This window comes from Rossellomorea sp. FS2 (assembly GCF_047915635.1).
Taxonomy (GTDB): domain Bacteria; phylum Bacillota; class Bacilli; order Bacillales; family Bacillaceae_B; genus Rossellomorea; species Rossellomorea marisflavi_A.
The window spans coordinates 451,432-465,317 of sequence record NZ_JBLRVS010000007.1; the positions used below are offsets into that span (position 1 = coordinate 451,432).

Annotated in this window: 16 protein-coding genes; 2 read left to right on the forward strand and 14 right to left on the reverse strand. The window is 49.9% G+C overall.

Translation table 11 applies throughout. The features are described 5' to 3' along the window. The first annotated feature begins 5 nt into the window (after positions 1-5). Positions 6-674 carry an SOS response-associated peptidase gene (locus tag ACNA6I_RS21615; RefSeq protein WP_048004692.1) on the forward strand — a complete coding sequence of 223 codons (669 nt, stop codon included), beginning with the start codon at positions 6-8 and terminating at the stop codon, positions 672-674. A 38-nt stretch (positions 675-712) separates the two neighbouring features. Here ACNA6I_RS21615 and ACNA6I_RS21620 read toward each other — a convergent pair whose 3' ends face one another. From ACNA6I_RS21620 to ACNA6I_RS21655, 8 genes are all read right to left on the reverse strand, one after another. Next, a complete protein-coding gene (locus tag ACNA6I_RS21620) occupies positions 713-1,882 on the reverse strand; it encodes a CynX/NimT family MFS transporter (protein WP_048004691.1) in 1,170 nt (389 codons plus the stop codon). A 5-nt stretch (positions 1,883-1,887) separates the two neighbouring features. Continuing rightward, entirely contained in the window at positions 1,888-2,583 is a 696-nt protein-coding gene (locus ACNA6I_RS21625; RefSeq protein WP_053072410.1) for a FadR/GntR family transcriptional regulator, read from the reverse strand. Positions 2,584-2,688: 105 nt separating this feature from the next. After that, complete coding sequence (gene arsC / locus ACNA6I_RS21630) at positions 2,689-3,108, reverse strand: arsenate reductase (thioredoxin) (RefSeq protein ID WP_048004690.1); 420 nt, start codon at positions 3,106-3,108, stop codon at positions 2,689-2,691. A 33-nt stretch (positions 3,109-3,141) separates the two neighbouring features. Continuing rightward, on the reverse strand, positions 3,142-4,437 hold the full coding sequence (locus ACNA6I_RS21635; RefSeq protein WP_048004947.1) for an arsenical efflux pump membrane protein ArsB: 1,296 nt from the start codon (positions 4,435-4,437) through the stop codon (positions 3,142-3,144). Positions 4,438-4,450: 13 nt separating this feature from the next. Then, positions 4,451-4,777: an ArsR/SmtB family transcription factor gene (locus tag ACNA6I_RS21640; RefSeq protein ID WP_048004946.1), complete on the reverse strand. Its 327-nt coding sequence runs from the start codon at positions 4,775-4,777 to the stop codon at positions 4,451-4,453. Between the two features lie 174 nt (positions 4,778-4,951). Continuing rightward, on the reverse strand, positions 4,952-6,253 hold the full coding sequence (locus tag ACNA6I_RS21645; RefSeq protein ID WP_416314154.1) for an NAD(P)-binding domain-containing protein: 1,302 nt from the start codon (positions 6,251-6,253) through the stop codon (positions 4,952-4,954). Further along, positions 6,250-6,759, reverse strand: a complete 510-nt coding sequence (locus tag ACNA6I_RS21650; RefSeq protein ID WP_231578987.1) for an arsinothricin resistance N-acetyltransferase ArsN1 family A — start codon at positions 6,757-6,759, stop codon at positions 6,250-6,252. The genes ACNA6I_RS21645 and ACNA6I_RS21650 overlap by 4 nt, the downstream gene beginning before the upstream one ends. Before the next feature lie 72 nt (positions 6,760-6,831). Beyond that, positions 6,832-7,287 (reverse strand): MarR family winged helix-turn-helix transcriptional regulator, encoded by a 456-nt coding sequence (locus tag ACNA6I_RS21655; protein ID WP_048004687.1) that lies wholly within the window; start codon positions 7,285-7,287, stop codon positions 6,832-6,834. Positions 7,288-7,422: 135 nt separating this feature from the next. Here ACNA6I_RS21655 and ACNA6I_RS21660 point away from each other — a divergent pair, with 135 nt between their 5' ends. Then, complete coding sequence (locus ACNA6I_RS21660; protein ID WP_048004686.1) at positions 7,423-7,857, forward strand: GNAT family N-acetyltransferase; 435 nt, start codon at positions 7,423-7,425, stop codon at positions 7,855-7,857. Between the two features lie 259 nt (positions 7,858-8,116). Here ACNA6I_RS21660 and ACNA6I_RS21665 read toward each other — a convergent pair whose 3' ends face one another. The 6 genes from ACNA6I_RS21665 to ACNA6I_RS21690 all read right to left on the reverse strand — a co-directional run bounded on the left by ACNA6I_RS21665 (position 8,117) and on the right by ACNA6I_RS21690 (position 13,839). Next, positions 8,117-10,558, reverse strand: coding sequence for an FtsX-like permease family protein (locus ACNA6I_RS21665; RefSeq protein ID WP_416314155.1), 2,442 nt, complete (start codon positions 10,556-10,558; stop codon positions 8,117-8,119). A gap of 5 nt (positions 10,559-10,563) precedes the next feature. Then, complete coding sequence (locus ACNA6I_RS21670; protein WP_416314156.1) at positions 10,564-11,322, reverse strand: ABC transporter ATP-binding protein; 759 nt, start codon at positions 11,320-11,322, stop codon at positions 10,564-10,566. Positions 11,323-11,446: 124 nt separating this feature from the next. Further along, positions 11,447-11,920: a hypothetical protein gene (locus ACNA6I_RS21675; RefSeq protein WP_048004684.1), complete on the reverse strand. Its 474-nt coding sequence runs from the start codon at positions 11,918-11,920 to the stop codon at positions 11,447-11,449. 71 nt (positions 11,921-11,991) lie between these two features. Then, positions 11,992-12,600, reverse strand: a complete 609-nt coding sequence (locus ACNA6I_RS21680) for an ABC-2 transporter permease (RefSeq protein WP_416314157.1) — start codon at positions 12,598-12,600, stop codon at positions 11,992-11,994. Next, positions 12,581-13,462 (reverse strand): ABC transporter ATP-binding protein, encoded by an 882-nt coding sequence (locus tag ACNA6I_RS21685; RefSeq protein WP_416314158.1) that lies wholly within the window; start codon positions 13,460-13,462, stop codon positions 12,581-12,583. Before ACNA6I_RS21685 ends, ACNA6I_RS21680 begins: the two co-directional genes overlap by 20 nt. Beyond that, the gene (locus ACNA6I_RS21690) at positions 13,462-13,839 is read right to left on the reverse strand and encodes a GntR family transcriptional regulator (protein ID WP_416314159.1); all 378 of its coding nucleotides are present in this window, start codon (positions 13,837-13,839) and stop codon (positions 13,462-13,464) included. Before ACNA6I_RS21690 ends, ACNA6I_RS21685 begins: the two co-directional genes overlap by 1 nt. Between the last annotated feature and the right edge of the window lie 47 nt (positions 13,840-13,886).

Sequence of the window (13,886 nt, forward strand, 5' to 3'; positions counted from 1 at the left end):
GGAGCATGTGCGGCCGTTTTTCATTGATTGAGAGTGTACATGAACTTCAACAGCAGTTCGAATTCGACTTATCCGCCGACCTTCAGCCGCGGTTCAATATTGCTCCGAGCCAAGAGGTGTTTTCCATCATTTCGGACGGGAAGAAGCGCCGGGGCGGCATGTTGAGATGGGGGCTAGTTCCCCACTGGGCAAAGGAAGCGAAGATCGGCTATAAGATGATCAACGCCCGTGCTGAAGGGATCAATGAGAAGCCAAGCTTCAGGGAGCCTTTCAGGAAGAAGCGCTGCCTGATCATCGCTGATGGCTTCTACGAATGGAAAAAGGTCGATGACCGCAAGCAACCATACCGCTTCGTCATGAAGGACGGAAAGCCCTTTGCCTTCGCGGGATTGTGGGAAACGTGGAAAAAAGGAGATGCTCCCCTTCATACGTGCACCATCATCACGACGACTCCGAATGCCCTGACAGAAGACGTCCATGACCGCATGCCCGTCATTTTGAAACGTACGGATTACGCCAGGTGGCTGGACCCTTCCAATCAAGCGGTTGACGAGCTGAAATCGCTTCTGGTCCCTTATCCGGCTGAAGAAATGGAGCTCTATGCCGTGAGCGAGCTTGTCAACTCACCGAAGAATGATGTGGCCGACGTCCTGTCTCCGCTGAATAGCTTGTAAATGCGAAGAAGCACGGGAGTCCCCGTGCTTCGTTTGCATTATTCGAGTTTCCCCTTACTTGCACCGATCCCGACAAAGAGTTGGATCAGGGTCAGGAGCATGAGCAGGATGAATGGAATCGTCCAATTGGCGAACAGATCATGTAAGTAACCGAAGAACACGGGACCCACTGCCGCCAATAAGTAACCCATGGATTGGGCCATACCAGACAATCCGGCCGCCTGGGCGCTGTCTGTTGTCCTCAGGACGAAGAACATCATGGCGAGGCCGAACATCGTTCCGATGCCGACCCCGATCAGGAGGACAGATAACACGGTCAGGAAGCCTGTGATTAAACCGATTAATCCAAGGAACAGAAGGATGACGGACCCGATCGTCAACCACCTTTGATCACTCATCTTCTCTGCGACGACGGGGATGATGAACGTCATGGGGATGATCGCCATCTGAAGCGTCGACACGACCCAACCTGCCTCATTGAGGGTATACCCTTGGTCATGAAGGATGGCCGGTAGCCAGGTAAGAAGGGTGTAGAACATGAAGGACTGGATACCCATGAAGATCGTGACATGCCAAGCCTTCAAGGAATTCCACATCCGCACCTTCACCGCCGGAGGCTCGATCACCTTTTCTTTTTTGACCGATTTTAATAAGAAGCTCCATAGGATGACCGAGAGCACGGCAAGGAAGGCCCATACCCCGAGTGAAGCGCGCCAGCCAAGGGAGCTTGACTGGGCAAGTGGGACACTGACGCCTGATGCCAGGCTCCCAAAGACGTTCATGGAAATCCCGTAGACTCCCGTGATCAATCCGACCTTCATGGGGAACGACTTTTTCACCAGGGCCGGCATGAGTACGTTACAGATGGCAATGGCGATCCCGACAAGACCGGTCCCGACGAAAAGCCAGCTGCCGTGGGGGAAGACGCGCAGGACCATGCCGGCAAGTAATACGACAAGAGCCGTATAAATGACCGGTTCGAGCCCGAACTTCAGTGAAAGTCTTGGCGCAAACGGTGAAAAAAGGGCAAAGGCGATGAGTGGGATGGTCATGATGCTCCCCGCCACAGCGTTAGAAAAGTGGAAGTCCCCTTGGATCAATGGGATGAGCGGTCCGACTGAGGTGATTGGCGCCCTCAGATTCATGGCAATGAAGATCACCCCGATGACGGCTATCCAGCCCGCTTGCTGTTGTTTTGCTTCTTGCATACAATTCACTTCTTTCTGTTATGTTCAATGGCATTGATTTGATCAACAAGCGTCCCAAGGTACTTTTTGACGCATTCGGAAGCTTGGACAGGGTCTTTTGCCTCTATGGCTGAAAGGAGTTCTGTGTGCATCCTGATATCTTCGTGATTCAGATCGTTCAGATCAATAAGGTTATAGACTGATTGATGGACAGAGTCGATGATTGAGTCGTACATCTCCATGAACATGGCATTCCCCGACGCACGAATGACCGATTGATGGAAGGCGATATCCTGCCGGACGAATGCCCCGGAATCGATCTCTTCAGCAGCTTCCTGCCACAAAGCCAGGAGGCTGCGCATTTCCCCAAGCTGTTCGTCCGTCCTTCTCAGGGCTGCCTTTTCAGCTGCCTCCCGTTCGAGGGCCAGCCTCAGCTCAAGGACCTCCACCAAATCGCCTGCTCTCATCCGTTTACGAAGGGCACGGTCAAGGCCGCTGTGACTCTTTACGGTGGTTCCGATTCCCTGTCTCGTTTCCAGATATCCGGCGTGAACAAGGGATCGGATCGCTTCCCGAAGGGTATTGCGGCTGATCCCCAGGGTGTCCATCAGGACCGGTTCCGGCGGAATCTTCTCACCAATCGGCCACTCCCCGCTCTCAAGAAGTTGTTCAAGCTGATTCAGGGCCTGCTCGGTCAATGTTTTTGATTGCACCTTTTCCATAATGATCTGACTCCTTTTAAAGGTAGGATGATTGGTTCATTGGATGAGTATAACATAAAAAGAAGCGCAGGAGCGGTTGAAGAACCGTTCCTGCGCTTCTTTTTGTTATTCTCCTGTACGGGCGAAACGCTCGATGCGTTCACCGATTTCATCCCGCACTCGCTGGAAGAATGCCCATTTTTCTTCTTCAGATCCTGTTGCCTTGGCCGGGTCGTCAAAGCCCCAGTGCTCGCGTTTTACGCCAGGCGGTGTCACAGGACACTTATCTGCCGCATCACCGCATAGGGTCACGACAAGATCTGCTGAATTCAAGATGGCCGGATCAATGATATCAGATGTTTGATTCGAGATATCGATATCCGCTTCCTTCATCGCCTTTACAGCATTGGGATTCAAGCCATGGGCTTCGATTCCCGCACTGTAGACGTTCCACTCGTCTCCCAGGTGTTTTTTTGCCCAGCCTTCAGCCATCTGGCTGCGGCATGAATTTCCTGTACATAAAAAGTAGATGGTTTTCTTTGACATGGTGCGTCTCTCCTTACAATGAGTAGTGTGATTTTATAGGATCAGTAACCAGAGATACAGTCCGACCAGTGTAATGAACAGGGTCGGGATCGTCAGGATGATACCTGTTTTGAAATACGTTCCCCAAGAGATCTTCACGCCCTTAAGGGACAATACATGAAGCCATAGCAACGTGGCCAGGGAACCGATCGGGGTGATCTTCGGCCCCAGGTCGGAGCCGATGACATTCGCATAAATCAAGGCTTCCCGGATGACCCCCGTCGTATTCGTATCCGATATGGCAATCGCGTCGATCATCACCGTCGGCATATTATTCATGACTGAGGAAAGGATGGCCGCAATGAAGCCCATTCCGATCGTTGCCGCAAACAGCCCTTGGTCCGCCGTAGCCTGGATGGCATCGGATAGGATATCAGTGAGACCTGCGTTGCGAAGTCCATATACCACCACATACATCCCTATCGAGAAGAACACGATGGCCCATGGCGCACCCTTGATGACCGTCTTCGTGTTCACCACGGGACTTCGTTTCGCCATGATCAGGAAAAAGATTGCGACGATCCCCGCTACGATGGAGACCGGGATCCCGATGAATTCGCTGACGAAATAGCCCGCAAGCAAAACAGCTAGGACCACCCACGACAGCTTGAACATTTTCTCATCTTTGATGGCGTCCACCGGTTTTTTCAGCTGGGACACATCATATTTCCCCGGGATGCTCTTTCGGAAGAAGAGATAGAGCACCAGGATGCTTGCTCCAAGGGAGAAGAAGTTCGGGATGATCATGCGTGAAGCATATTCCACGAACCCGATGTTGAAGTAATCTGCCGATACAATGTTGACCAGATTGCTCACCACGAGGGGAAGCGATGTGGTATCCGCAATGAATCCACTCGCCATGATGAAAGGAAATACGAGCTTCTCATTAAAGTTTAGATTCCTTACCATCGCCAAGACGATGGGCGTCAGAATCAATGCCGCTCCGTCATTTGCAAACAGTGCCGCCACCACGGCCCCTAAAAGCGAAACGTAGATGAACATGCGGACCCCGCTACCCTTGGCCGCTTTGGCCATATGAAGGGCTGCCCATTCAAAGAACCCGATTTCATCGAGAATAAGTGATATCAGGATGATGGCAATGAAGGTCAGGGTCGCGTTCCACACGATCGATGTAACATCGATGACGTCACTGAATGTGACCACTCCGACGAGCAGGGCCAGGATTGCTCCGCCGCAGGCTGACCAGCCGATCGACAGGCCCTTCGGCTGCCATATGACCAGCACCAGTGTGATCAGGAAGATCACCGATGCCAATATAACTTCTGTCAACATAATTCCTCCTCTAGCAAGTTGCGTTCTCGCCCCTGCATCTCAATTGTTGAAGTACCTCATCGCTGTCGGGAATTTGTTGAAGGATCAGCTTGATCAATTCATGCTCCGGACACGAGGCATTTAATGAAAAATAGCGCCACTGACCCCTTCGTTCTTCCTTCACATAGTCGGCAATCTTCAGCTTTTTCAAATGCTGGCTGATGGACGGCTGACTCATTTCAAACATATCCACGAACTGACAGACACAATAATCAGCCGAGCTCAACAGCTTCATCATCATCAGGCGCGTCGGGTCACCAAGCGTCTTCATACAAGCCGAAACCCTCTTTGCATCCATAACTGCTATCGTTGTCAACACCAATCCCCTCCCTGCACATTCATTTGTATGTACGGATTATATAACGAATCACTTATATAATCAATAACTTATATAAAAAATACGCATAGGGGCGGTTCCGATGCGCCATTTTTGTCGCATCGGAACCGCCCCCGTGTTTCAGTGTTCCATCACTCAGCTACAGGAGGTTGATGCACTGCAGGAGGAAGATGTTGTGGTCGGTTTTGAAAAGGTCACACTGCATACGCCGGTTTCAGGCAGTTCCAGCTCCACTTTCGAGGCGGCCTCTTCGTCTTGGCTTATGTGTGCCACCACAGACCGTACTTGCTCATACCCGGTTGCCATGAGGAATGTAGGGGCCCGGCCATAGCTCTTGGCTCCGACAATGTAGAAGTTTTTTTCCGGCTGACTGAGTTCCTTCTCACCATGCGGTCTTACCGTCCCGCAGCTGTGGACGTTCGGATCAATGAGAGGAGCGAGGGCTTTCACACTTTCTGTCGCTTCATCGATCGCCGTCCGCAGTTCGCTGAAAATGGTGCGGTCCGGACGATTGCCCGTATTGACGATCATTTCATCCACTCCTTTGATTTCAGTTGTGGCATTCTTGATGATCAACGTTCCATTTTCAGCAGACATCACTTGCTCGATCTTGAATCCTTCATATACTTGGACGATGCCGGAATCGACGAGGCGATGGATGCGGCTCCCGAGTTCTCCCCTGGCAGCAAGAGCGTCTTTCTCCTCACCACCGTAAGCCTCACTGACGCTTTTCTTACGGATGATCCAGACAATTCCCGTTTCAGGGTATGCTTCTTTCAGTGTTGCCAGTTCAAGGAGGGCATTAATGGCGGAGTGCCCGCTCCCGACAACAGCCACATTTTTTCCGGAATAACGTTCACGATGTTTCCCCGTCACATCCGGCATGCCATAGAATGATTGTTCGTTGGCATGTCGCTCACCGGAAAGCCAGACACCATCTGAATTGGCCGGGTTCGGGTTCCCCCAAGTCCCCGTAGCATCGATGACGGCCTGCGCTTCAACCTTGGAGACTTCCCCGTTCCGCTCGACGTAGAGGACAAACGGGACTTCGTCACGGCCTGCCGTCTTCATCTTATCGCGATCTTTCTTGCTGATCAACAAGACCTTTGCATTCAGTTCAAGATGAGGCTTTATTTCAACGGTCTCAGAAAGGGGAATGAGGTAGTCATCGACCAGCTCCCGGCCTGTCGGCAGCGCTTCCAGATCCGGCTCTTGCCACCCTTGGCGTTTCAACAACTCCACTGATTTTTTATCCATGTTATACCTCCAAGGCGAGAAGAGGCGGATATGTTCCCACGTCTTGATATTCGCTCCGACCGCTTCTCCTGCTTCAAATAGGACAAACGGTTGACCGTAACTGATAAGATGAGCGGCAGCTGCCAATCCGACTGGTCCCGCTCCGATGATGGCAATTGGTAATTGAGGTGATTGGTTCATGATTCTCTCTCCTTTTGGTTAGTTGGTAGAATTTTTTCCATGATCATGACATCGACATATGTTCCATCCAGTATTCCTTGATCCTTAAAGATTCCCACTTCCCGGTATCCACGTTTCCTGTAGAGCCCTTGCCCAAGGGTATTAAACGGGAAGGTGAAGAGGACGAGTTTGTGAAACTGATTTTTGGCCGCTTCCTCCTCCAGGTTCCTCAGAAGCTGCCCGCCGATCCCTTGCCCTCTTGCTCCTCGCCTGATATAAACCGACAACTCGCCCACCCCGGCGTAGGCCGCCCGCGGGCTGTACGGTTGAATACTTGCATATCCGTTGATTCCACCCATATCTTCAGAAACCAGTACGATGTATCGCCCCTTATGACTTTGAAACCATTGGTTTATGTAGACTGCGTCTTTTTGATCCGTTTCCAGCGTGGCAATCCGGTCTTCAATCCCCTCGTTGTATATAGACAGGATCGCTGGTAGGTCCTTTTCTGTAGCATGACGAATCACTCCACCACCTCCATTTGAATTGATCATTTATTGACTTTATCAACTATTAGCCCGAAAGCAACACCACTCCCATCAAGTGGCGCAGCTTCCATTTCCTCCGTTCTGGCGCATAGCCGAGAGGAGGAGACTCATACTTTCCATGACCTGATCATGTTTCGCCGGCTCTATGAACTGAAAGATATTCCCGATGTATTGGAGCATCTGACCAGCAATTTCGTCCGCTTTCTCTTCACCTGTATCTGTCAGGGCAAGGAGCACGTAGCGCCGGTCTTTTGGATCGGCTGTCCGGGAGAGGAGCTCCATTTCTACAAGCTTGTTTACTTGTTTGCTTAGCATACCCGTATCCATCACCAGCTTTTGAGCCAGCGTTTGAAGGGAGATAGCAGGACTTTTTTGAAGCTCATACACAATATGACTTTGCGTTACCGTGATCCCGCAGCAGTCGGATCCATCTCGCTGCAATAATCCGAAATCCCTGACAAGCTGCTGAAGCATTTCGCGCATCTCACTCTGCTTTACTTTATTCATAGAATCACTTCCTTATTTACATGATAATACCAATAGTTGATTAAGTCAACTATATTTCTTGTTCTTTTTCTTTTTTTGAAAATAGTCTACTATTTAAGTGAGAAACAATCATATTTCCTAGAAAGGACGGCGGCAATGTCATCACTAACGATTCTTACCAAAGAGAAACTGACTGATTGGATCCACCTGTACATCAACGTATTCAATTCTCCGCCCTGGAACGAAACTTGGACCGTGGAGTCAGCAGAGGAACGGCTGTCGGACCTCCTGAGCACACCAAAGTCCCGCGGTTATACCCTGCACATTGATGGAAAGCCCGCCGGCTTCATTGCAGGGAATGCCAAAAGGACATCAAAAGGGATGACCTTCTATATCGCAGAACTTTGCGTCGACCCATCCATACAGGGAAAAGGAATTGGATCCACACTCCTCTCTCACTTGGAAAAGGAACTGAACCGTGAAGGAATTCAGTCGATCTATCTTCTCACCTCGCCGGGATCTCCTGCGGAAGGTTTTTATGAACGGCACTCCTTCACAAAGAATGACAACAGGATTATCATGCATAAATGAAAGCGTTTCACGTGAAACAATAAAGCCTGGGAATGCTTATATTCAAGCATTCCCAGGCAATTTATCAATTCAGCACGTTACCCGTGATATACATCGTAATCAGACCGCCGAAAATAAAGAACAATAAGATCATACCCAAAATGATCCAAAATTTCTTCATGTATAACCAACCCTTCATGGATATTGATACGCCCATTGTAACACAACAGGCTTAAAAACAACCCTCTCCGGATGCGTCCAAATGTGACAGAATAAGGGCTTATTCGTTCAATTCTTCTGTCAGCTTCCGTCCCCCGATGCGGTAGGCAAGTGGGGTGAATAGTAAGATCGTCAGTAACAGCATAGCAGAGACGATTCCCCCTATGATGGTGTAGTTAATAGCCAGAGGCCCTGGATCAATGATATTAATGATGAAGGACACGAAGATCCCGATCATGATTCCGAGGCTCAATCCGATCAAGATGTATAGCAACACCTGAGTGAGAATCACGCTGATGATCCCCTTTCTTGTCAGGGAAAGGGTGCGAAGGACGGCAAACTCCTTCCGCTTGGAATGGATATTATTCAAAAGGGTGTTGAAGACTCCGACCGCGACGCTCAGGAGCATGACAGCGAGGAAGATGATAAAGATGGACCAGCGCTGTTGGAACATTTCATCCGATTCGTTCACGGACTGCTCATACGAGTGGACCTGCAGTTCCGGAAACTCTCCCTTCAATGATTCCAGTTGCCCGGGGTCCCCTTCAGTGACGAACATCCTCGCAAATCCTGCATCACTGAAAGTTTCGTCCTTCCAATCCACCAGGATATCTGTATCAAATAATTCACCTTCGATTGCGGTTACCTTTAGAGGCTTCAACGGGACATAGTCCTCCAAATCATTCGAGAATATTTCCAATTGAAGACGGTCCCCCGCTTTCAAATTATGCTTCTTAGCAAAAGGTTCAGAGACAATCACACCATTCTCTTCACCGGATGATTCATCGATGAATCCCTGCTTCATCATTCCATCCAAGTCGCCTCTCAGAACCGTCACGTCCAAGGGGGAATCCCCTTCCATAAGGGCGGCCCCTGTATAGGTGCTGATGAAGCTTGCTTCAGAACCAGGCATTTTTTCTTCGACTGATTCCTTCAGTTTGAACGGATCAAGGGAGGTCGACTCCAGTCTTGACTGCAACACAACTTCCGTCGGAAACTGGCTCTTCAGATACAGTGCTTCATTGTTCTGGATCGTCTTCAGCATGACGGATCCGAATACGGCAATGATCATCATCATGCTCACCGTCAGGATCACGAATGTATTTTTCTTCACCTGGGGAATGACATTCCGGATTGCGACATAGGAGGCATTTCCGGCTACTCTCCGTATGAAGGGCGCACCCTTCTTCAGGATTGGTGAGAGGTAGAGTGGAAACAGGACGAAAATAGAAAGGGTGAAGATTGTCGCGGCAGCAAGCACACTCAACACCTGATTCCCCTCATCTACCGCTACGAGTTTCCCGAAGACCAGTACGACGATGCTTATGATGAGCAGTCCTCTTCCCAGGAATCTCCTGCCTCTGATGGAGAACGACAGCTCCTCATTCTCCTGCATGACCTTCAACGGAAGGGTCTTCCCGTTCTTCACAGCCGGGATCAGAAGGAACAACTGGATCAGGGCGGCGCATGCCGCGGTCATCCACAGTGCCATACCCATGTGGAAGTCCCCCCGTGCGACAGAGATGCCCATCCAGTCCTGCAAGAACCTCTGGACATAGTGCTGGCTGATATAAGCGAGTCCGACACCAATGAAAGCACCCGTTGCCGTAATGACACTGCTTTGGACGAGGATGATCCCGAAGAGTTGCCTTGCTGTGGCCCCGATCGACCTCATGATGGCAAACTGCTGCTTGTATTTGTACAAGAATGTCTCAAAGTTTGAGATGATCAGGAGTGAGGTCACGATCAGGACAAAGAAGCTAAGAACGTAAATAAAGATCGAAAGAGAGGAGAGATTCGCTGTCAGATACGGATTCTCTTCTGCGAGTTCGACGCGGAGTCCCTCATCGAATCCCTTGATCTGCGTCGCAAGCCCGAGATTGTCTGTTCCTGCTGCCGTCTTCACCAGCACATAGGTGGCTTCGATGTCCCCACCCATGAAGCGCTTCACGTCGTCATGAGAAAGAATCAAGATATCAGGCACCACCCCCGTACCCGTATTGTCCTTGAACGTCTCGATCAGGGAAAAGGTCTTCCCTTCAACCGTCAAATCATCCCCTACTCCCACTCCCAGGGCGTTGGCAAGGGACTCATTGATGATGATCTCGTCTTCCCCCACTTCTTTCTTGAAATGATAGCGGCTCTTGACCAGCTCATCGGTACCGACCCCGAGACTGTACGTGGGGGCTTCCCCTCCGAATGAAGAAAGGGCGAGCTGGGTGATGAGGACATTGGAAGTCTCCTTTACACCTTCCATCGCGGTCAGCCGGTCAAGGAAATCCTGATCGATGACCCCGTTATCGGCGGTATCATACCCGACAGACAGATCCATCGTCCCGAACATCTCCGTCACTTCATCCTTCACCGACTGCTTGGCATTCATGGCGAACATCATCATGGTGAGAACAAGGGAAATGGAAAGGCAGACGCTCAGGATCGAAGACAGGGTGATGAACGGATTTGCCCTCAGGAAGCGCATGGAGGTGGCGAAGATCGTCTTCATGCCCCTCATTGATTGCGTAGCTCCATGATTGTCTGAAACTTATTCAGAATTTGTGACAAGTCGCCCTCGCCCGTACATCGATGTTCATCCACGATCTGTCCGTCATGGAAGAAGAGGACCCGGTCCCCATAGGTCGCAACATTCGGATCATGGGTGACAACGATGACACTTTTTTGGAATGTTTCTTTCAGTTCGACTAGCATATGTAGGATATCCCTGCTTGTATTGAAGTCCAGGTTACCCGTCAGTTCATCTGCAAGGATGATGGGTGGTGACGTGATCAGGGCACGGCCGATGGCCACACGCTGCTGTTGCCCACCGGATAGCTCAACCGGCCTGTGCTTACGCCAATCCGTGAGCTGCACGAGACCCAGCATCTCATCTACCTTTTGCTTCACTTCGCTCTTCCCCATGCCTTTCAACACCAAGGGAAGTCCGATGTTTTCTTCGACCGTCAGATCCTTCAGAAGATTGAAGGATTGGAAGATGAATCCGATGTGGTCGCGGCGGTAGATGGTGGCATCCGGTTCCTTGAAGAACCGGGTGGTCTCTTCTCCGTTCAGCATGATGGAACCTCCACTCGGCTCATCCAGTGCCCCGAGGATGTTCAGGAGCGTGCTCTTTCCAGAACCGCTCGTTCCCATGATGGTCAGCATCTCCCCCTCCTCCAGGGAAAATGATACCCCCCTCAGGGCGTTCACCTCGTGTCCCGCACCTTGGTACTGCTTATGTAAATTGTTGATTTCCAATACCGACTGACTCATGAGCCACCTCATTCAACATAATCTATCCATTATTGTTGTAATTTTACAACCAGTGGTCACTTCCTGCAAATTTTAAATAAAAAAAGTCCAGTGGCATCTAAAAGCCACAGGACCTTAAGGGTCATCATTCGATATGCTTTTTCTTTATGATGGTCTCCTGAGCGAGCTGAAATCCATAAATCAGGAGAGACTTCAGAAAGAAAACGGCATACACTTGGTACTCATTCAATCTGACATATGAAAATATCCCCTGTTTCTTCAAGAATTTAGAGAATGGATAAATGAAGAAAAGGTCGGTCACAAAGTTCGTAAGCAGATACTTAATGAAATTGCCGTAAGAGAACTTAAGGATCCAGATCGTCCCGATAAGGAACTGCCCCCATATGAGGGGTGTCTCTCCATTTGCTTTAGGAAATAACCTCTCATAGAACCACCACCATTTCCTCTTCTCGGCCAGGACCCCTTCCAGCCGGATGAACAGGCAGATGAACAGACTCGCCAGTCCGTATCGTTTAACGGTTTCCTTCCCAAGGAATGGAGCCGACAGCCACGGGACCAATAAGATCAACCACAACAAGAGTCTTGGATGCTTCGTCATCAATACGCCCTCCTCAATGGATCTTCAAGCGTATTGTCTCCATGAAGCAGGATTAATATGAGAGACTGCGATTAAAATACTTTTTTCTCATAAATGCGGATCGACAGGACCCACGAGAGCGCGAAGATCGCCAGGACCGCCACACAGACAATCAGATAGGGGGCGGTACTTTCCAGGGAGACCAGCGTCCCGACAGATTCCCTTATGATGTCATTCAAATTGGGGATGAACACATTCACGACGGCAAAGTAAGCCGCGAAAAGGACAAGTGAGGCAATCATCAGGTACTTGGATGCAAACCGGTAAGCAAACGGGAGCATGAAGGAAAGGGACAGGAGGGACAGCATCGTCATGAAGACGATCCCTTGCCATTCCATGATCCTGCCGTGAATGAGCAGACTCCCTAAAAATAGCAGGATGGTGATGGCAACCGTATAGATCAGGACGCTGATATACTTGGAACTGACGATTTCCTTACGGGTGAACGGAAGGGAATTCAAGAAGAGATTGATCGTCGTTTTCTCATCATTCCCAAAGGTCGACATCGACAGGACCAGGATGAAGACAAGCCCTACCCAGATCGGCGGAGCCCCCAGGACGAGATAGATGATCAAGACGCCCAATAGGATGACGAGGATATTCCGGTGGAGCATGAAGTCCTTACGAATCAACTGAAGCATGGAACCGGTCCCCTTTCTTCGTGTAATACATGATATCCTCCAACGTCGGTGCCTCGATAAGGGCGTGGCCACCGAAGAGGTCCTCGGCCTTCACCCGGTCTGCCGTCAGGGCTTCGAAGCCGAATTTCGTCTTCTTCAAGCTGACAAACTCCTTCTCCGTATCTGCATCCAGCAGTTCAAGCCCGCCCTTGACCAATGCATAATCTTCTTCAATCTTGTAATAAGGCTTCGTGAAAATATGCCGGCCACCATGGATGAACGTGATATAATCGGCCGCGCTTTCCAGATCCGTCGTGATGTGGGTGGAATAAAGGATCGTCTTCTCTCCCTCCTCCATCACGCTGTGCAGGATATCGAGGAGCTCCCTGCGGAAGATGGGGTCAAGACCTGCCGTCGGTTCATCCATCAGGATGAGTTCTGCGTGATGGGAAAATGCGATAGCCAGTGAAGCCTTCATGAGCATTCCTTTCGAGAAGGTCTTAAGCTTTTTCTTCAAGGGGAGGTGGAACATCGTGACATACTGTTCGAACACATCATCATCCCATCTAGAATAGGACCACTTCGCAATTTTCTTCATTTCATGGAGTGTCAGCTGCTCGTAGAAGACATTCTCATCAAATACGAAGCCGATCCGTTCCTTTATTTCCTTTTCATGATTCCTGTAGTCCATACCAAGCACCTTCAGCTCTCCACGGTCCGGCTTCAACAGGTTCAGGATCATCTTGAGCGTTGTGGATTTTCCGACCCCGTTCCCCCCGATCAGTCCTGTAATGAACCCTTTCTTCACTTCGAGTGAAAAATCATTGATCTCAAAGCCGTTGAATCGTTTCTCCACATTCCTCAATTCAATTGCATTCTCCATCAGTCTTCCTCCCTATATAACATATCAAGCAACTCTTGAAGTTCCGAAAGGGGGATCCCCATTTCCCTCCCGCTCCGGATGGCTGAAGAGAGCTGCTCTTCGATCCCCTTCATCTTCTCCTCCTTGATCAGCTCGCTGTTTTGATCCGCAACGAACGATCCCTTCCCTACAACAGAGTAGATGTATCCGTTCTTCTCAAGCTCTTCGTACGCACGCTTCGTCGTAATCAGGCTGACACTTAGTTCCTTTGCCAGCTGCCTCATGGATGGCAGGCTCTTTCCGGTTGGAAGATGCCCCGACATGATCTGCTCCTTTACCTGTTCGTTGATCTGTTCATAAATCGGTTGCTTGGAGCGATTTGAAATTAGGATTTTCATACCTGAACCTCTCAATTTTTACTTTATATGTAACAATATATACAATA

What these genes read in the sequence shown, in the direction of transcription:
- ACNA6I_RS21665 (WP_416314155.1), bottom strand. Translation starts at nt 10,558, where the DNA reads ATGAAGACGATCTTCGCCACCTCCATGCGCTTCCTGAGGGCAAATCCG.
- ACNA6I_RS21680 (WP_416314157.1), bottom strand. Translation starts at nt 12,600, where the DNA reads ATGCTTCAGTTGATTCGTAAGGACTTCATGCTCCACCGGAATATCCTC.
- ACNA6I_RS21640 (WP_048004946.1), bottom strand. Translation starts at nt 4,777, where the DNA reads ATGGATGCAAAGAGGGTTTCGGCTTGTATGAAGACGCTTGGTGACCCG.
- ACNA6I_RS21685 (WP_416314158.1), bottom strand. Translation starts at nt 13,462, where the DNA reads ATGGAGAATGCAATTGAATTGAGGAATGTGGAGAAACGATTCAACGGC.
- ACNA6I_RS21670 (WP_416314156.1), bottom strand. Translation starts at nt 11,322, where the DNA reads ATGAGTCAGTCGGTATTGGAAATCAACAATTTACATAAGCAGTACCAA.
- ACNA6I_RS21675 (WP_048004684.1), bottom strand. Translation starts at nt 11,920, where the DNA reads ATGACGAAGCATCCAAGACTCTTGTTGTGGTTGATCTTATTGGTCCCG.
- ACNA6I_RS21625 (WP_053072410.1), bottom strand. Translation starts at nt 2,583, where the DNA reads ATGGAAAAGGTGCAATCAAAAACATTGACCGAGCAGGCCCTGAATCAG.
- ACNA6I_RS21660 (WP_048004686.1), top strand. Translation starts at nt 7,423, where the DNA reads ATGTCATCACTAACGATTCTTACCAAAGAGAAACTGACTGATTGGATC.
- ACNA6I_RS21620 (WP_048004691.1), bottom strand. Translation starts at nt 1,882, where the DNA reads ATGCAAGAAGCAAAACAACAGCAAGCGGGCTGGATAGCCGTCATCGGG.
- ACNA6I_RS21690 (WP_416314159.1), bottom strand. Translation starts at nt 13,839, where the DNA reads ATGAAAATCCTAATTTCAAATCGCTCCAAGCAACCGATTTATGAACAG.
- ACNA6I_RS21615 (WP_048004692.1), top strand. Translation starts at nt 6, where the DNA reads ATGTGCGGCCGTTTTTCATTGATTGAGAGTGTACATGAACTTCAACAG.
- ACNA6I_RS21655 (WP_048004687.1), bottom strand. Translation starts at nt 7,287, where the DNA reads ATGAATAAAGTAAAGCAGAGTGAGATGCGCGAAATGCTTCAGCAGCTT.
- arsC (WP_048004690.1), bottom strand. Translation starts at nt 3,108, where the DNA reads ATGTCAAAGAAAACCATCTACTTTTTATGTACAGGAAATTCATGCCGC.
- ACNA6I_RS21645 (WP_416314154.1), bottom strand. Translation starts at nt 6,253, where the DNA reads ATGAACCAATCACCTCAATTACCAATTGCCATCATCGGAGCGGGACCA.